The following is an 18425-nucleotide window of genomic DNA, read 5'->3' as shown; positions in this document are numbered from 1 at the left end:
TAATAAAAGAGGTGATTACATGGCAGAGCATCATTTTCATTTAAAGGCAGATTGGCCAGGCGGACGCAATAGTGAAGGATACATTGAAGCAGGGAATTTACAAACGAAGATTTCTATACCAACGGAAATGGATGGACCTGGAATTGGGACAAATCCTGATGAAATGTTATTAGGTGCTGCGGCAACTTGCTATATTATTACACTAGCAGCAATGATCGAACGTGCAAAACTACCGCTTGATGAGATGTCACTTGAATCAGAAGGAATTGTCGATGTAACGAAAGGCGTTTTTACATACAAAAAAATCATCCATCGACCAACCGTATCATTGAAGGCGGAAGCGAGTGAAGAGGACCGGCGCAAGTTAACTAAACTTGTAGAAAAAGCAGAGAAAAGCTGCATGATTTCACGAGCGATTCAAGGAAATGTTGAGCTTGAACTGGAACCATCCATTAGTTAAAAAACAAGTACAGTTAATCCTGTATTTGTTTTTTTGTGTGGTGAGAACATTTGAGTTGATAAAATAATACTTGAATATATTTATAAACCCATGTATAGTTTAATCCGTATTAAAATCATAGGAATAATCTTTTTTTAGAGATAGGAAGGTTACTACTGCTTAAGTGCAACTAGGGTGAAACGTTACGATGGAGTGACTAGAGCTCTCGTTTCAGAAATAACAGGAGGTAAAGAAAATGGAAGCTTTATTTATTTTGATAAATATTGTCGTATTGCTTGCAATCATCGGCTTATTAATTTATATGCAAAAGAAACATGTTTCTTTTTCAAAGCGAGTATTTACAGGTATGGGACTTGGAATCCTGTTTGGAATTATTTTACAAGCAATATACGGGGAAGGATCGAATGTATTAACAGTAACCTCGGAATGGTTTAGTATTGTCGGAAGCGGATATGTTCGTTTACTAATGGTAATCGTTGTGCCACTTGTAATGGTTTCAATTATCCGATCGATTATAAATCTAGAAAAGACAAAAGAACTTGGAAAAATGGCTGGCTGGATTATCGGAATTCTAATTTCGACAACGATGGTTGCGGCATTAGTCGGAATTGGTTCCGCGTTAGTATTTGATTTAAACGCAGAACAGATTGAAGTAGGGGATGCAGAAACGGAACGTGCAGCATCATTAGAGGCACGCTACGCAGAAATAGAGGATCAAACAACGCCACAAAGAATATTAGAATTTATCCCAAATAATATTTTCTTGGATATGACTGGTGGACGTCCAACTTCGGTTATTTCTGTCGTTATTTTCTCTGTCATCGTTGGGATAGCAGTACTTGGTGTACGAAGGAAGAAACCTGAACAAGCAGATATGTTTGTGAAAATCGTGAACTCGGTCTATACAGTTGTCATGCGAATCGTAACACTTATTCTACGTCTAACCCCATTTGGTGTACTGGCATTGATGACAAATATGGTAGCAGGTACAAGTTTTACTGGAATAATCGAACTTGGTAAATTTGTTCTTGCAAACTATCTAGCACTAATTGTCATGTTCATCCTGCACTTAATTATTGTTGGATTGTTTGGACTCAAGCCGTTTACTTTCTTAAAGAAAGCTTTCCCTGTTCTAGGGTTTGCGTTCACGTCACGTTCAAGTGCAGGTACAATACCATTGAATATTAAAGGGCAAAAAGATGCACTTGGAGTTGATGACAGTGTAGCGAATATTTCTGCATCATTTGGTGCAACGATGGGACAAAATGGATGTGCAGGTGTGTATCCAGCAATGTTGGCAGTAATGATTGCTCCTACTATAGGAATCAACCCGTTGTCATTTGAATTTATCATTCAACTCGTTCTTATAATTGGAGTAAGTTCATTCGGTGTTGCGGGTGTTGGTGGTGGAGCAACCTTTGCGGCGATCATCGTCCTCTCATCAATGGGTCTTCCAGTTGGTCTGGCAGGATTACTTATCTCTGTTGAGCCGTTAATCGACATGGGACGCACAGCACTTAACGTTAGTGGCAGCATGCTTTCTGGAACATTAACATCTCGCATTTTGGGTAAATTAAATATTAAGAAATTCAATGATAATTCGGCAGTAGTAGACGCTACTTCAGTTTAATTATAGTTCAAAGAGCAGCCATTCTTTAAAGTTTAGAATGGCTGCTTTTTGAATTGCTGCATCTAATTGAAGGGTTGCTCCATTAGGATAATCGCTCCAAAGTGAAAAGAGCTACATCCCACTACCCATAATGCTACTGTCCTAAATGCCCAACCTCAACCTAAATTCAGGTTACAGCGATATATCATCATTTCATCTCACTTACAATTTTATTTCATTCCAATTAAGTTCTTTCGTTTTTTAAGTAATTTTTAATAAAAAGGGGTAAAGTAAATAGTGTATAACTATGATTTAATATAAAGGGATGAGAAATAATGAAAAGAAATGCATTTTTTGATAATGCAAGAGTGCTTTTGATTTTTTTAGTTGTATTTGGTCACATGCTTCAGCCTTTTATAGATGGATCAAGAGGGCTTCACACATTATATATGTGGATTTACACATTTCATATGCCGGCTTTTATATTGCTTTCAGGATTCTTTGCAAAGGGTTCAGGGGATAAAGGCTACATTATGAAACTTGCGCAAAAATTATTACTGCCATATCTAATTTTCCAGATTTTATATACGTTATTTTATTTCCTGCTTGGAAGGGAAAGCTGGCAAGCAGGGATTTTTGATCCACAATGGTCATTATGGTTCTTATTTAGTTTATTCAGCTGGCATATGCTGCTGATATTATTTAAAAAAATGCCAATTGGTGTAGGGATAACACTATCAGTTGCAGTTGGATTAGTTGTCGGTTATTTCGGTGATATTGGCCATACCTTTAGCCTGTCGCGAACCTTTGTATTTTTCCCGTTTTTCCTAATTGGTTATTGGTTAACAGAAAAGCAAATTCTGCAAGTGAAACGAAAGAGTGTGAAAGTGACTTCTCTCGTTATCATGGCGGGGCTAGCGGCAGCATTATACTATGCGCCAGACTTTAACTCAGGCTGGCTCTTAGCATCTAAATCCTATGGTGATTTAGGTATGGAGGATTATGGCGGATTAGCGAGACTCTCTGTTTATATAACTGCGGCTATAATGGTTACGAGCATATTGGCCTGGGTTCCGACGAAAAACTTAGGATGGGTAACAAGTCTTGGAGGGCGGACATTGTATGTCTATCTGCTACATGGATTCTTCATTCAGTTTTTCCGTCAAGCCGATTTGTTTGAGGTTAACAATGTTGTAGACCTATTAGGAATTGCTGGGTTATCGGCAATTATTGTAATTGTGCTTTCAAGCAGACCGATTCTTGGAATTTGGCAGCCGCTCATTGAAGGAAAGGCTACAATTATAAAAAATACATTAAGAGAAATATAAAAAAAGTGGGGATGATTTTTCCCCACTTTTTTTCATGTCATTAGAATATTAAATGTGCAATCAACGTGATTATTGGTAATGTAATAATCGTCCGTAATAAGAAGATGACGACTAAATCAAGGAAAGAGACAGGGATCTTTGAACCGAGAATCAATCCACCTATCTCAGACATATAGATTAGCTGTGTGACTGACAACGCAGCGATAATAAATCGAGTAATATCTGCCTCGATCCCCGAACCAATGATTGCTGGCAGGAACATATCGGCAAAGCCAATTAGAATTGTTTCAGAAGCTTCCGCTGCATATGGAATTTGCATTATTTCTAGTAATGGAATGAACGGTAATCCCAACCATTGAAAGACAGGTGTATAGGTAGCAATAATCAGTGCAGCTAAACCAATTCCCATTACGATTGGTGCAACACCCATCCACATATCTAAGATGTTTTGCCCGCCTTCTTTAAAAAACTTATAAATACTTGTTTCCTTTTTCGCACGTTTCAATGCTTTCGTATATCCATATGTCAATGAATTGTACCCATTAGGAATGGTTTCATCTACTTCGTCCACTGATTCATTTATATACGTATCTCCTTTTTTGGATAACGGTGGGATACGTGGCATGATGAGTGCAGCGATAATTCCCGCAATTAGAATGGTTAAATAGAAAGGCACAAACAGATGCGGGAGACCGACCTGCTCTATAACGACTAAGGAAAAGGTAATGGAAACAACGGAAAAGGTTGTCCCAACAACAGCAGCCTCACGTTTAGTATAGAATCCTTCCTCGTACTGCTTACTAGTAAGTAATACGCCAATGGTCCCATCACCAATCCAAGATGCCAATGCATCAATTGAAGAGCGCCCAGGCAATTTGAATAACGGGCGCATAACATTTCGCATTAACGTCCCGAATAATTCCAATAACCCGAAGTTCATTAATAATGGTAAAAATAATCCCGCAAACAGAAATACAGCAAATAGCACATGCAGCAGGCTATCTAACAAGGTTTGACCAGTGTCTTCACCGATTATCGCTTCCGGTCCAACTTGGAAAAAGACCATTACAGCGAAAATAGCTGCAACAACTCTAATGATAGACCAGAAAGTATTGACATCAAATAATTGCTGGAAGAAAGGTGTCTTTTGAAATGCATCACGGCCAGTAATTTTTATAATAACAGTCATGATTGCTGTAATAACAATGATGCCCATCATGATTGCCGATAATTGATCTGCGAGCAGTTCCTGTACCCAATTGGACAAAACAGCAATTGGAATAGTAAAGCCAGTGCTCGTTTTAACGGGTATGATAAATAAGAAAATTCCTATTAAAGAAGGAATAATAAATTTTATATGATCGATTAAACGATAGTTTTTCATAATGTCCTCCATATTCTATCTCCATAAACACAGTGTATAATTATACATAAAAACGAAATAGTATTCAAGTTTATTTTTGACTTGTATAGCGCTATTTATAAAAATGCGGACTAACCTAGTTAAGAGATTTCTCTCAGGCCGCTCGCTCCAGAAATATACTTCGCTCACCTTAGGGGAGCTGGTGAGCCTCTTTATGCTTACGCACTTCAGAGTCTCACCTAGGCTCTTCTTCCCGCATGAATCTTCGCGTATTTCTTCCGCTGGGGAAAGACTGAATCTAGAGACATAAGAACTACTTACCGATTAACTATTCGTCTTATTTTAGTGAAGGAATAAAGATTTTTGTGGGTAGCGACAACTGTCCTAATCTGAAATCACATTTGTCATTTGACAGCACTTTAGATCGAATTCTCAATAACAATAAATCACCTGACAGTTAAGACAGTAGAAAATTCCTCACTGCATAGGTGCAACTAAGGCAGTTACCTTAAAACTAGGTGGCAACTCATTTTTCTAAAAAGTATTGGAATTCCTGTTGGGTCGAGCAACCACGGTCACATTTTAGAAAACAGCCTAAGCCTTTTTAAGTTGTACAATGCAGATTCGATGCGTTATGTTAATAATAGAAATGTTAGAAATTGGGTAAAGTAGGATGAGGTGTTTCTTGATGAAGACTTTAAAATATAATCTAATTTACCGGTGTATTGTCATTGTCTGGATGGCAATTAAGTTTATTTTTAAGATATACTTTTTCTATTTCAGACATAGTATATGGGATAATAAGACAAAGTATAAATGGGATCGACTTCTAGCGAAAATGGCTAAAGAATATCGGGTGAAGGCCGAGAGACTTGGCGGCGTTTTAATTAAAGTTGGTCAATTTCTAAGCACGAGAACGGATTTCATGCCGGAAGTATTTATTCGGGAGCTTGCAAAATTGGTTGACCATGTACCGCCAATGCCGTTTGATTATGCGGAAAAAATGCTCGAAAAAGAGTGGAGAACCACTATAGATGTACATTTAAAGAGTATTACTAAATCTTCTATTGCTTCTGCTTCAATTGGTGAAGTATATCGCGCAGTATTAAAGGATGGAACAGCAGTAGCAATTAAAGTTCGGCGTAAACGAATAGAAGAAGTTTTTCATAAGGACTTTATTGCTTTACGCATTGTCTTTTGGATATTAAAGGTTTTTACAAATTTCGGAAAAAAAGCCGATTTAAAAGCATTATATAGTGAATTAGTTTATGTGATGGATCGCGAGCTGGATTTTAAACAGGAATTAGCTTTCGGAAAGTATTTCAAGGAGAGATATCAGGATAATCAGACCATTCATATCCCATTTTATATCGAGTCATTAAGCACGGACAAAGTGCTTGTAATGGAGTGGATAGAAGGGGCAAAGATTACAGACATAGGCTTTATGAGATCTCATCGTATTAATATTGAACAAACGACAAAGGTATTATTTGACTTTTACATGGATCAATTTATGAATCCTGGGAAGTTTCATGCGGATCCACATGCGGGAAACATTTTAATGCAAAAAGATGGAACAATCGCGATTATTGATTTCGGTATGATTGGTGAAATTAAAAAGCGGGATACAGAGCAATTCAAAGTACTTGTTCAAGGGTTTATTATCGATAATTATGACATTGTTGTCGACTGCTTAGATAAAATGAACTTCATTTTACCAAATGCAGATAAGAAAAAACTAAAGAAGGTTATTAAAGAAACGGTTGAATTGTATCAGAATGGTTCAATAAAAAATTTCAACTCTAAAACAATGGAAAAGCTAATAGAAGAAATTAGAGTCATTATAAAAGAACAACCGATTCAATTGCCTGCTGATTATGCATATTTAATTCGTGCTATAGCTATTGTGGCTGGAATACTGTTTGCGATAAATCCAGAGACAGATATTATTAAATGGGCTAAACCAAAAATTAAAGATTGGTTTGGCGCAGGAACGATCATCAAGTCGATTACGAAGCAATATGCGAAGAATGCCAGTGAACCTATCTTATCCTATCCAAGAGCATTGTTAGGTTTTCTGGAAAGTGGGGAAAAGAATAGAACATGGGATAAAGAAAAAGAATATTACCGACTGCGGCATCATTTTTATTTACTTATCGAGAGTATTTCATTTATTATGATGGTAATAGGCATCGTAATTGCTGTTTACGGATTTAGTTTGGCACTAGAGAGTATAGGAATAATAGGATTATCGTTAATAGGGGTATTTTTAATATTAATCAATATTATCTTGGTTATGCATTACCGAATGATTCGATCTAGAAAATAAGGAGGATGGATTAGATGAGTGATTTTCTAAGAAAAGGTTTCTTATTAGGATTAGGTGCTGCAGTCAGTGGAAAAGAGAAATTAGAACAGAAGTTAAAAGAACTCGTTGACAAGAATGAGCTGTCACAGGAACAAGCAAAAACAGTGATGAATAACTTCATTGAAAAAGGCGATATGAAGAAAAATGAGTGGAGTTCGAAGCAAAAGGAACAGACCCAGAAAATGATAGATGAACTAGGTATTGCAACAAAAGAGGATATTGCGGAATTGCAAGCTCGTATTGCAAAATTAGAAGTGGAGTTACATGATGAAAAATAAACTCTAAAGTGAAGAAGAGCCTGTTCAAGTTGGGCTCTCTTCACTTTTTTAGCGGGAAAGAAAGCAACAGTTTTTAAAAAAATGTTATCTGTACATTCGCCCAATTCAAAAACAATCTTGATTTTGCGCATTTTATAGGTTACAATTGACCTATTAACTTACCTGAGGATCATCAGTATAGGGGGAGTCGGCGGATGAAGAGCTTTTTACAAGTATATGAGGATACAAAAAAGAAGCTTGGTAGGCAGTTGCAGGAAGATGAAGTGAAATTTTTGCAATGGATGTATAAACGCTATATTGAGGAGCAGCAGGAGACAAAACTAGAATATTATACTATTTAACATAAATTTTAAAAGTAACTCTTGATTGCGAGATATGTATGTGCTTCAAGTCTTGGAAATGTCCAAGGCTTTTTATTTGATTGCGCAATTAGCTAATGCAGCCTATTTTGAGAGAGAATTTATCTTCTTAGTACATACTAACACTTGAACATGATTCCAAGGAGTTTTTCAACATGAGATTACAAAAACATTCATTTACTGCTCTCATTATCTGCCTGGTTTCGATTATCGGCTTCAGTTTGATGGTGATTTTCATATCCAACCAAAGAATAACGGTGTTTGACCATAATCTCATTAGCTTTATTCAAGGATTCGAGGCATCAAGCCTAACAGCGATTATGAAATTTTTCACCTTCATCGGCTCATATAAGTCTATGATTGTTATTATGCTGATTGTCGCCCTACTCCTATATATTGTTTTGAAGCATCGATTGGAAATCATTACACTCTTGGCTGTTGTTATTAGTACACCAATCCTAAACGGGCTATTAAAACAATTCTTTCAGCGAGCGCGTCCAGAGTTCCATCGACTAATTGAAATTGGTGGCTATAGTTTTCCTAGTGGTCACGCAATGAATGCACTTGCATTTTATGGTGTTTTAGCATTTCTATTATGGCGACATATGCCAAATAGAATTGGACGTGCGATTTTAATATTATTTAGCAGCCTATTTATTATTCTGATTGGCATAAGCAGAATTTATCTTGGGGTACACTATCCGAGTGATATTATTGCTGGATATTGTGTTAGCGGTTTTTGGTTAACGGTCGTGATATGGCTCTTTCAGAAATATAGAGATAGACAGGTTGAAAAGAAGCGAATGGGCAGCAGAGAAAAGTAACAAAGTTTGATGAGTAGATTAGAATAATCATCTCTGTAAAATGTGAGTTAATGTGAACTGGGGGTAAAAGCTGATGATTGTTCAACTAGCTAATGAGAAACATGTTCAAGGAATAGTTGATGTTTGTACAAGGGCATATCGAATAACTTCCCAAGATATTTTGACAAAGGAATATATTGATAGAAGATGTGAAGAATTCTTTAATGAAAATCGAGTACATAAGGAAGTGACAGAGCAAAGCCGTTATTGGGGTGGCTATTTTGTTGCGTTAGAGGACGGATGTGTTATCGGTGCTGGCGGCGGAGGTATGACTGGAGAGAAAACAGGAGAATTATTTGTACTATACATAGAGCCTGATAGACGTAATGAAGGAATCGGGTCAAAAATACTGCAAGCAATCACTGAGCAGCAGAAGGATTTCGGTGCAAAGGAACAATGGGTATCCGTTCAAAAAGACAACTACCTGGGGATTCCTTTTTATGAAGCAAAGGGTTTTATTTATCAAAGTGAAATGCAGTCATATGAAAGTCGTCCTGAAGATCATGCAATATCATTAAGATATAAACGGGAGATTTAGCTTATACAAATGTAGTGATGGCTAATTAAAAGGGTTAACATTCTACTGGATTGAAGTTTCAATTTATTAAATACCTGAAATTCAAAGCAAGATAAGATGTAATAGTTGAATCTGTAATTGTCAAAGTCAATTCCTTATACTGCGGGGATTGGCTTTTTACACAATTACAGATCAGCCTGGCTTAGTATGCAATGGTGGATTACATTCTGGTCATCAATATTCAAGGGTAAACCTTAGGTATCTTCTGAAAACATCATTAAAACAACAAAAATTTATTGATAATCAACAAATAGTGTATTAAGATGAAATTATCAATTAATTAGTGAGGTGCTCTTTATGAATCGAGGATCAACAATCTTTTTAAAGCTATCTGTATTTCTAATTGGAATTATTGTGCTTGTCTTGTCCATTATCTTGTTGCCAAGGCTAGCGTATGAAGCGGCAGTCATCGCCCCTGATTTGGCCTATTTGGAATACCTTGTATTAATCGGTTTATACGTAACGGCAATCCCATTCTTCTTTGCATTGTATCAAGCATTAAGACTTTTAAACTTTATTGATAATAATAATGCATTCTCGAATCTGTCTGTAAAGGCATTAAAGTATGTAACATATTGTGCTTTAACAATTAGTGTTTTATATGTAATTGGTGGAATACTGCTCTTCATACAAAATGCACTGCATCCTGGCATCGCAATTTTGGGCCTTAGCATTACATTTGCCTCCACTATTATTGCAGTTTTTGCATTGACACTAAAGAGATTGCTTAAAAATGCGATTGATATGAAATCGGAAAATGATTTAACAGTTTGAGGTGAAAATATGGCAATTATCATTAATATTGACGTGATGTTAGCAAAACGGAAAATGAGTGTTACCGAGCTTTCAGAAAAGGTTGGTATCACAATGTCCAACCTCTCAATTTTGAAAAATGGAAAGGCAAAAGCTATTCGTTTTTCAACTTTAGAGGGGATATGTAAGGCATTGGAATGTCAACCAGGAGATATTCTTGAATATCAAGGTACCTCCGAGCTTTAATAATGTTGGGTGTGTGGGGTCAAATTAATAATAATCATATTCATAGAAGCGTGATAAACAAGAAAACTTGGGAGAAGTTCGTGTAAAGAATTTATGCAACAAGCTATGAAACTTTTATTGCTTTGATCCGTATGTAATAGTACTAGCAATTATTTAAATACGTGATTTTTTCAGATATTGCGTGACTTTATTTTATATCGCTATTTCTAGGGGGGCAAAAATGTCATTCTTTCAATTAGGGAGTAAGAAATATAAGAAGGCTACGGATTGGGTAAAGGAGCATTCCTTTGGTATAGAATCCTTAACGGAATGCAATGGAGATGACTTCAAATTTTTAGAAAAGGTATTAAAGAATAAGCGGGTCGTTTGGCTCGGTGAAAACGGCCATGGCATTGCTGAGCACAGTCTATTAAAGACGAAGATTATTCATTTTTTGTATCATCAAATGGGATTTAAAGTAATCGCATTTGAGAGTGGCTTAGGTGAAAGTTATAGTTCAAATTATGTAAAAGAGACTCTTTCAGTGAAAGAATTAATGGATAAATCAATCTTCTCTTTGTGGAAATCAGAAGAAACCTATCCATTATTTGAATTAATCAGACAAAATGATGATTTGAACCTTATTGGCTTTGATATGCAGCCATCTGTGAAAAAAAGTTCGATTGCAGTGTTTATCAATCAATTAAATATTAACTTTCCTTCTGAATTTATTAGGAGTATACATAAGGTAGAAAAAACTGCAATATTCTGGTATGAACAGCTTGGCGTATATAAAGCCTCAAGGAAAAAGGTTCCCAAAGAAATACTAAACAAATACTTAAAGGCAAAAAAAGAGCAAGAGAAGCTAATTATTCATCTGCAAACGATGCTAAAATACTTAAAAAGGGAATTTGAGCGTAATGAATTGAGCAAGGAATATGCTGTCCTTCTGAAAATATTAGAAAACAGACAACTCTTTTTCAACCATTTAGCTGCTCGAAGTAAAGACTACTTAAAGATACGTGATCAAGTTATGGCAAAAAACTTAGAGTGGATTTGTAATGAACTCTATCCAAACGAAAAAATTATTGTCTGGGCGCATAATAGCCATATTTATAAAAATGTGACAAGCAGCTATAAGCCGATGGGATCCTTAATGAGTCCAAAATTGGAAAGACAATCCTATTATCTAGGTCTGTTTATGTATCAGGGGGAAGTTGCGTTTGATAAGAAAGTGACTCAAAAGCTAGTAAAACCACCAAAGAATAGTCTGGAAGATTATATGAATCATAATCCTGCTCCAGTATCATTTTTTGACCTCTCAAAGATTTCGCTAAATAGAGTGAATAAATGGATATCTCGAAGTACTGTGATCTTGGAGTCTGGCATGATGCAAGCCTTTATTATTCCGAGGAAACAGCTTGATGGCATATTCTTTGTTAAAGAAGTATCACCACCACATTATTTGTAAAATAAGTCTTAAATGATAGAGAGTCAGCAAGAATTGTTTTTTCTAATATTAGGAGGGGAAATATTGATTAGAAAAGCTAAAGAAAATGATATAAGTCAATTGGCGGTTTTGATGGGAGAATTAGGCTATCCAACAACGAAAGAGGAAATGGAACAGCGCTTTTCAAAGATACATTTGAATCCTTTATATAACACACAAGTAGCTGAAAATGATGGTGTTATTGTTGGGATGATTGGTATGACATTAGGTTTTCATTATGAGAAGAATGGAAACTATGTACGGATTGTAGCATTGGTTGTTGGTTCCGAGTACAGAAGACAAGGTATCGGTGCAGCGTTAATTCTAGCAGCTGAAGAATGGGCGAAGGAACGAGGAGCTAATCGCTTAGTATTGAATAGTGGAAATCGAAACGAAAGAAACGAAGCTCATAATTTTTATACGAATAGAGGGTTTGAAGGCAAAGCTACAGGATTCTATAAACAATTATCATGAGTAAACCTACTTTTCCAGTTTGCATATTAATAATAAATTTAGCATGCTACTAAAGCTATGAGAGCTAATCATCACTCTAACCTCTTAATCCCTATTATTATTAAATCCCAAATCAATCATGCTATAATAGAACGAGCTTTAAAGTTTTGGTAGCTAAGAAGTATAAAAGCTTTCTTACTTCATAAGTGCAACTAAGGATGTCACCTAAAGGCTTGGTTAAACCTTAGTTTTCTAATTTGAGGAGTGGTTTGATTGGCAGTTGAAAATAATACGATATTAAAAAAGATGATCAATGAATTAAATATGGCAAAGGAAAACCAGCATAATCACGATACAATGGTACGTCACATTTCGAATGTGAAGGTATTATGTGATTTATTTATAGAAGAAGAGCGGGCGCCTGCAGTTATAACGAAGCATAAGGTTTCTAATGAGATTTCTGAGGAAGAGCTGAAGGCAATGATTGGCAACCAAGGCCAATTAAAAAAGACTGCAATTGATGATGAGGAAGAAGCAAATGGTGGCTCTATTTTTGATTTTTGATTAGGGAGGAATAATCAGTTATGAAATTATTTTTAATTTTAGGGGCAATTAATGGATTTATTGCGGTTGCACTAGGGGCTTTTGGTGCCCATGGTCTAGAAGGAAAAGTTGCTGAAAAGCAAATTGGTACATGGAATACTGCTGTTGATTATCAAATGTTCCATACGATGGCATTATTTGTTACAGGACTGCTTTTAGCTAAGTTCCAGAGTGGCGGCCTTCAGTGGGCAGGGTGGATGTTCTTAGTAGGTATTATTATATTTTCTGGAAGTCTTTATCTTTATTCCGTTACATCAGTTAAGACCTTTGGCATGATTACACCAATTGGTGGGGTAGCATTTTTAATTGGCTGGGTTCTGCTTGGAACTGCTGTAATGAGAAATTTATAAAGCAAACAGAAGATAGGTTGCAAAGATAAATAGCACTACGGCACGAAGAATTTGTTTGCCAGCTTGCTGTGAGTTACGGAAGTATAGATGAAGAAGACCGTCACAAACTAGGCTCAGGGCTATGAGATAGAAAGAGAAGAAGACAAGGATTAGGAATCCTTGAATAAGTCCGATTATGCCAAATAGGATAACAATAACAAGTGAAATAAGTTCGATTCTGACAAACTTTTCATAGGGGTGTCGCATGTTATCGCTCCTTAGTATAGAAATGTATGAAAAGGATGACACAATAGGATTGCTGTGTCATCCTTTCTCATAGAATAAGAAATGATAAATAATTTCCTGCTAACATAAGTGCAGTCGAATTATCTAGGTTGCTGAGTAGTTAATTGCTGACCGCTTCCGAATGGATATGCATAGTTAATTTCCTCGTCAAATGTAACGTAATCCAGGTACACCATCAGCAGCAGAACGCGTCTTCCTGTTCCAGATTCGCTTAAGATTAAATGATCACGACCGGCAGCCTCAATAATTCCTCTAAACGTTTTCTGATGGCCACCTTCGAAGGTCATGTGAACCGTTGCAAGCTTTCCGCGATTCAAGCGTAAAATGTTTTCAATGTAAGATTGCTGCATAGGGAGTTGCCCTTGTCCCCCTGTAGTTTGACTCGGTTGTTGTGATGGTGTTGGGAACTGTCTCGTTGGAAATGCTGGATAATATGCTTGTGATGTTTGTGGGTAATAGTAGTATGGGAATGGCTGGTATGGATTTTGGCTTGAAAACTGCTGCTGGCTTGGAATTTGATTTGAATTCTGGTTTGAACTTTCTTGATTCTCGCTCATATAAAAAACCTCCTAATTATTGTGTTTCATTTAAGCTTTACCTTTTACTTTGCTTAACTCAATAATTATATGTATGTGAGGATAAAGAAAATAATAACTAAAAAAAGCCATGCTGTTTTAAAAACAGCATGGCTTTTACAGATTATTTTATAGTTCGAAGTAGGTTGCAACTGCTTCTTTTGCTAAATAATTACCAACAATAAAATCGCCAAACTCAGCATATTTGGTTGTTACTTCATCAAACCGCATTTCGTAAACGATTTTCTTGAATTGTAATGGATCATGAGCAAATAAGGTTACGCCCCACTCCCATTCATCAAGTCCAATCGAGCCTGTGATGATTTCTCTCACTTTACCTGCATATTTACGGCCAGTCATTCCATGGTCATAAAGCAATCTCGTTCTTTCTGCTTTATCTATCTCAAACCAATTTGCTTCTTCGGTGCGACGACGAGCCATCGGATAGAAACAAGCATGCTCCCACTTTGGCAAAATTGGTTTCAAGCGAGCTTCCACTTTCGGATCTAGTACACGGTCTTTTCCTTCATCCATTGGATTATGCATTGTCATCTCAACGATTGATACATAAGAATATCCAGGTATTAAATAGTCACCTATTTTTGATTTATTTATTTCCCTTTTGATTTCCTCAAGCTCGTCCATTGACGGGCGCAGGAAAATAAACAGTAAATCCGCTTTATTTCCAACTACTTTATATAGGGATTGACTTCCGTTTTTCTCATCTTCAGTCTTTTCCCATTTTGACATTAATTGATCAAATTCTGCAATTGCTTCAGATCTTTCTTGTTCCGATGTCATTTTCCATGAAGCCCAGTCAAATGTACGTGTATCATGCAGTGTACACCAACCGTCCATGGTTATTACTGCTTCAGCCAAGATAATCACTCCTTGTATTTAAAAAAACTTATTTTGTGCCTGTTTTTACTATAGCATAATTGGGGTAACCTAATCATAGTAAAGCATCCTGCTTTCCAGTTATTCTAGACAGTTGTCGATTCTTTGTCAAAAATTTTCTGTGAAAATGTATTTGCTTTAAATTACAATCTAATTCCTATATCATTAGTGTGTGCTAGATTTAGCAATTCAAAATTGGAGGGTAAAAGATGAGCCAGCTATTTGATCAATTAACATCTAAAGTATCATCGAAAAATAAAAAAATCGTATTTCCAGAAGGATTAGATGAACGAATTCTGACTGCTGCTAGTAAACTAAGTGCAGAAGGAATTGTGGAGCCAATTTTAATTGGAAATAAAGAAGAAGTTAGTAAGAAAGCGGAAGCAGTTGGTGCAGACGTTTCTTCACTTACAATAATTGATTCAGCAGATTACGCTGAATTCGATGCAATGGTTGCGGCATTTGTTGAGCGCCGTAAAGGGAAAGCAACAGAAGAGGATGCACGTAAGATCCTTCTTGATGAAAACTATTTCGGAACTATGCTTGTTTATATGGATAAAGCAGATGGTTTAGTAAGTGGTGCTGCACATTCAACTTCAGATACTGTTCGCCCTGCATTACAAATCATTAAAACAAAAGAAGGTCTTAAGAAAACTTCAGGAGTATTCATCATGGTTCGTGATGATGAGAAATATGTGTTTGCTGACTGTGCAATCAATATAGCTCCTGACAGCCAGGATTTAGCCGAAATCGCAGCAGAGAGTGCTGTAACTGCTAAACTATTTGATATTGATCCACGTGTTGCAATGCTTAGTTTCTCAACGAAAGGGTCAGCAAAATCGGAGGAAACAGAAAAAGTTGCAGATGCATTGAAGCTTGCAAAAGAAAAAGATTCCTCACTTGTAATTGATGGTGAATTCCAATTTGACGCTGCATTCGTACCAAGTGTTGCAGAGAAAAAAGCTCCAGATTCAGTAATCAAAGGGGATGCAAACGTATTTGTTTTCCCAAGTCTAGAAGCAGGAAACATCGGCTATAAGATAGCACAACGTCTAGGTGGATTCGAAGCTGTTGGTCCTATTTTACAAGGATTAAACAAACCAGTTAATGACCTATCACGCGGGTGTAATGCTGAAGATGTGTATAACTTAGCAATCATTACTGCATCTCAGGCAGTAGCAGCTGAATAATACTGTATATAAAAGTGCTTGTACTAGGGTAAAAGCTTTGGTACAAGCACTTTTTGATGTGAGTGGGTGTGGAGATGGATCGTTTAGGTCCTGTCCAAACATCCGCCTACATCTGAGCTATCTTCTCATTCCGCTTAATCATCTGGATGTATCTTTTTTCGAATACCTCGAGCTCACTATCACTAAAGTCCTGAACCACAATCTCTTTACTGAAATTCTCTAAAGCAGAATGTACGCGCTCTTTCATTTCCTCGACAGTTAATTTCTGGCCAAGTAACTCTGATAAAGATGCCATCACATCAGGGTCTACTGTAGGGTAGACGAATTTGGTTTGTTCCTCTTTTTTACTAATTTTGTAAAAATCGCGAATGAGGGAGGCGCGTTCCTCGCTATTCCCCTCCACATCTAAGTAAATTTGGATTGCTGCACCATCTTTGATTCTTCTCTGTGAGATCCCTGCAAATTTCTTGCCATTAATACTTAAATCGTAATCACCAGGGCAATAAGAGCCAACAATTTCATATGCTTCAATTTTATCTGTTAGATCACGAAGCATATATTGGACAAAGCTAACCATCGCTTCATAACAGTCATGAATAGAGAGATCATGTACACCTGGAATGACGAGCGAAAGATTGAGCACCCCCTCATCCAATACGACCGCAAGTCCGCCAGAATTTCTTATGACAGTATGATAGCCTTGCTGCGTTAAAAATGGCACTCCCTCATCGATATAGGGTAGCTTTGCATCTGGTATTCCAAGTACGACAGTTTTAGGGTGAACCCATAATCGCATCACAGGTGCAGATTCCCCATTGCTTACGCATGTCGCAAGTGCATCATCCACAGCGAATGATGTTAAAGCAGTATTTGGTTTTGAATTTATTTTTTTTTCAATAGAATGATCCACATATCTAAAAGTTTCATGGGTAATGACTTCATGCCAATTTTTCATAATGTCCCTCTTTTTTAAAAATATTTCAGCATCGCTGACTTCCATAAATGAAGTGTTACAAATTAATGTCGTTAATGGAAGTTTCTCTATAACTATAATATAATTACATCATATAATAAAATTGTCGAAAAAAGAACGGATGGGGAATAATGGCATATAGAGATGAACAATTATCTGAGGAGAAAGTTTTCAAAGACCCTGTCCACCGTTATGTTCACGTGAGGGATAGGGTTGTTTGGGATTTAATCGCAACCCCGGAATTTCAGCGGCTGCGACGAATCAAACAACTAGGAACAACGAATTTGACGTTTCATGGCGCGGAACATAGCAGATTTAATCATTCACTAGGTGTTTACGAAATCGTTAGAAGAATTATTAGTAATTTCCAGGATCGTCCACATTGGAATAAAGAGGAGCGTCTACTCTGTTTATGTGCGGCGTTATTGCATGACTTAGGACATGGACCTTTCTCGCATTCTTTTGAAAAAGTGTTCAAGCTCGACCATGAATACTTTACCCAGCAGATTATTGTTGGTGACACAAACATTAATAAAGTATTGGAACGGGTAAACCCTGGTTTTTCCAGAGATGTTGCGGATGTTATTGCAAAGACATATAAGGATAAATTAGTTGTTAGTTTAATTTCCAGCCAAATTGATGCAGACCGTATGGATTACCTGCAGCGGGATGCCTACTTTACAGGGGTGAGCTACGGTCATTTTGATATGGAGCGGATTTTACGTGTCATGCGTCCAATCGAGGATCAAGTGGTCATTAAGTCAACAGGGATGCATGCGGTGGAAGATTATATTATGAGTCGCTACCAAATGTATTGGCAAGTATACTTTCATCCTGTGACGAGAAGCGCTGAGGTTATTCTGTCGAAAATTTTGCTGCGTGCAAAGGTGTTGTTTGAAGCAGAAGACTTTACTTTCAAGCTTGAACCAAAGCATTTTCTTTCATTTTTCAATGAAGATGTAAAGCTTGCGGATTATCTGAAGCTTGATGATTCGATTGTTTTTTATTACTTCCAGCAATGGCAGGATGAGAATGACGAGATATTACGTGATTTATGTGCACGTTTCATGAATCGTCATTTATTCAAATATGTCGAATATACACCAAATCAACCGATAGATAAGTGGATGGAGCTATCAAGATTATTCGTTGAAGCTGGGATCGATCCAGAATATTATCTTGTGCTCGATTCTTCCTCTGATTTGCCTTATGACTTCTATCGACCTGGTGAAGAGGGAGAGCGACTTCCAATAAATTTATTAATGCCGGATGGTGAGGTAAAAGAACTTTCCAGACAGTCTGATATTGTGGAAGCAATCTCAGGAAAAAGACGGACAGATCACAAGCTCTATTTTCCGAAAGATCGGATTGAGGCGCTTACGGATGACGGGATTAAACAACGGATGAAAGAGATTTTATATAATTAA

General features: G+C 36.9%; 21 protein-coding genes. 16 read left to right on the top strand and 5 right to left on the bottom strand.

What is annotated here, in order from left to right; genetic code table 11:
• Positions 1–19: 19 nt before the first annotated feature.
• The 3 genes from CUC15_RS17850 (at position 20) to CUC15_RS17840 (ending at position 3397) form a co-directional block, all read left to right on the top strand.
• Positions 20–460: an OsmC family protein gene (locus tag CUC15_RS17850; RefSeq protein ID WP_114917967.1), complete on the top strand. Its 441-nt coding sequence runs from the start codon at positions 20–22 to the stop codon at positions 458–460.
• 235 nt (positions 461–695) lie between these two features.
• The gene (locus CUC15_RS17845; protein WP_114917966.1) at positions 696–2090 is read left to right on the top strand and encodes an L-cystine transporter; all 1395 of its coding nucleotides are present in this window, start codon (positions 696–698) and stop codon (positions 2088–2090) included.
• 314 nt (positions 2091–2404) lie between these two features.
• Positions 2405–3397: an acyltransferase family protein gene (locus tag CUC15_RS17840; protein WP_114917965.1), complete on the top strand. Its 993-nt coding sequence runs from the start codon at positions 2405–2407 to the stop codon at positions 3395–3397.
• Positions 3398–3437: 40 nt separating this feature from the next.
• Here CUC15_RS17840 and CUC15_RS17835 read toward each other — a convergent pair whose 3' ends face one another.
• Positions 3438–4793, bottom strand: a complete 1356-nt coding sequence (locus CUC15_RS17835) for a YjiH family protein (RefSeq protein ID WP_205317628.1) — start codon at positions 4791–4793, stop codon at positions 3438–3440.
• A gap of 655 nt (positions 4794–5448) precedes the next feature.
• Here CUC15_RS17835 and CUC15_RS17830 point away from each other — a divergent pair.
• The 11 genes from CUC15_RS17830 (at position 5449) to CUC15_RS17785 (ending at position 13078) form a co-directional block, all read left to right on the top strand.
• Complete coding sequence (locus tag CUC15_RS17830; RefSeq protein ID WP_242985898.1) at positions 5449–7089, top strand: ABC1 kinase family protein; 1641 nt, start codon at positions 5449–5451, stop codon at positions 7087–7089.
• A 14-nt stretch (positions 7090–7103) separates the two neighbouring features.
• A complete protein-coding gene (locus CUC15_RS17825) occupies positions 7104–7406 on the top strand; it encodes a phasin family protein (RefSeq protein ID WP_114917963.1) in 303 nt (100 codons plus the stop codon).
• Positions 7407–7600: 194 nt separating this feature from the next.
• Positions 7601–7747 carry a hypothetical protein gene (locus CUC15_RS20300; protein WP_205317627.1) on the top strand — a complete coding sequence of 49 codons (147 nt, stop codon included), beginning with the start codon at positions 7601–7603 and terminating at the stop codon, positions 7745–7747.
• Positions 7748–7920: 173 nt separating this feature from the next.
• The gene (locus tag CUC15_RS17820) at positions 7921–8589 is read left to right on the top strand and encodes a phosphatase PAP2 family protein (protein WP_114917962.1); all 669 of its coding nucleotides are present in this window, start codon (positions 7921–7923) and stop codon (positions 8587–8589) included.
• A 73-nt stretch (positions 8590–8662) separates the two neighbouring features.
• Complete coding sequence (locus CUC15_RS17815; RefSeq protein ID WP_341457169.1) at positions 8663–9166, top strand: GNAT family N-acetyltransferase; 504 nt, start codon at positions 8663–8665, stop codon at positions 9164–9166.
• A gap of 336 nt (positions 9167–9502) precedes the next feature.
• Positions 9503–9979, top strand: a complete 477-nt coding sequence (locus tag CUC15_RS17810) for a DUF2975 domain-containing protein (protein ID WP_114917960.1) — start codon at positions 9503–9505, stop codon at positions 9977–9979.
• Between the two features lie 9 nt (positions 9980–9988).
• Positions 9989–10204 carry a helix-turn-helix domain-containing protein gene (locus CUC15_RS17805; RefSeq protein ID WP_114917959.1) on the top strand — a complete coding sequence of 72 codons (216 nt, stop codon included), beginning with the start codon at positions 9989–9991 and terminating at the stop codon, positions 10202–10204.
• A gap of 220 nt (positions 10205–10424) precedes the next feature.
• Positions 10425–11654, top strand: a complete 1230-nt coding sequence (locus CUC15_RS17800) for an erythromycin esterase family protein (protein WP_114917958.1) — start codon at positions 10425–10427, stop codon at positions 11652–11654.
• 63 nt (positions 11655–11717) lie between these two features.
• A complete protein-coding gene (locus tag CUC15_RS17795; RefSeq protein WP_341457168.1) occupies positions 11718–12146 on the top strand; it encodes a GNAT family N-acetyltransferase in 429 nt (142 codons plus the stop codon).
• 252 nt (positions 12147–12398) lie between these two features.
• Entirely contained in the window at positions 12399–12689 is a 291-nt protein-coding gene (locus tag CUC15_RS17790) for a YwdI family protein (RefSeq protein ID WP_114917957.1), read from the top strand.
• 20 nt (positions 12690–12709) lie between these two features.
• Complete coding sequence (locus CUC15_RS17785) at positions 12710–13078, top strand: DUF423 domain-containing protein (RefSeq protein ID WP_114917956.1); 369 nt, start codon at positions 12710–12712, stop codon at positions 13076–13078.
• Here CUC15_RS17785 and CUC15_RS17780 read toward each other — a convergent pair.
• From CUC15_RS17780 to hemQ, 3 genes are all read right to left on the bottom strand, one after another.
• Positions 13073–13324: a hypothetical protein gene (locus CUC15_RS17780; RefSeq protein WP_114917955.1), complete on the bottom strand. Its 252-nt coding sequence runs from the start codon at positions 13322–13324 to the stop codon at positions 13073–13075. The two genes, CUC15_RS17785 and CUC15_RS17780, sit on opposite strands and share 6 nt — an antisense overlap.
• A 119-nt stretch (positions 13325–13443) precedes the next feature.
• Positions 13444–13920: a spore coat protein GerQ gene (gene gerQ, locus CUC15_RS17775; RefSeq protein WP_114917954.1), complete on the bottom strand. Its 477-nt coding sequence runs from the start codon at positions 13918–13920 to the stop codon at positions 13444–13446.
• 147 nt (positions 13921–14067) lie between these two features.
• Entirely contained in the window at positions 14068–14817 is a 750-nt protein-coding gene (hemQ, locus tag CUC15_RS17770; RefSeq protein ID WP_114917953.1) for a hydrogen peroxide-dependent heme synthase, read from the bottom strand.
• Positions 14818–15044: 227 nt separating this feature from the next.
• On the opposite strand from hemQ, the gene pta reads away from it, so the two are divergent.
• Complete coding sequence (pta, locus tag CUC15_RS17765) at positions 15045–16025, top strand: phosphate acetyltransferase (RefSeq protein ID WP_114917952.1); 981 nt, start codon at positions 15045–15047, stop codon at positions 16023–16025.
• A 106-nt stretch (positions 16026–16131) separates the two neighbouring features.
• On the opposite strand, the gene CUC15_RS17760 is transcribed toward pta, so the two are convergent.
• Positions 16132–16980 carry a lipoate--protein ligase family protein gene (locus tag CUC15_RS17760; protein ID WP_114917951.1) on the bottom strand — a complete coding sequence of 283 codons (849 nt, stop codon included), beginning with the start codon at positions 16978–16980 and terminating at the stop codon, positions 16132–16134.
• Between the two features lie 149 nt (positions 16981–17129).
• Between CUC15_RS17760 and CUC15_RS17755 the strand changes: the two genes are divergently transcribed.
• Entirely contained in the window at positions 17130–18425 is a 1296-nt protein-coding gene (locus CUC15_RS17755; RefSeq protein ID WP_114917950.1) for an HD domain-containing protein, read from the top strand.

Origin of the sequence: Oceanobacillus zhaokaii, from assembly GCF_003352005.1 — a bacterium.
GTDB lineage: Bacteria > Bacillota > Bacilli > Bacillales > Amphibacillaceae > Oceanobacillus > Oceanobacillus zhaokaii.
This window is presented reverse-complemented; position numbering and strand designations above follow the sequence as displayed.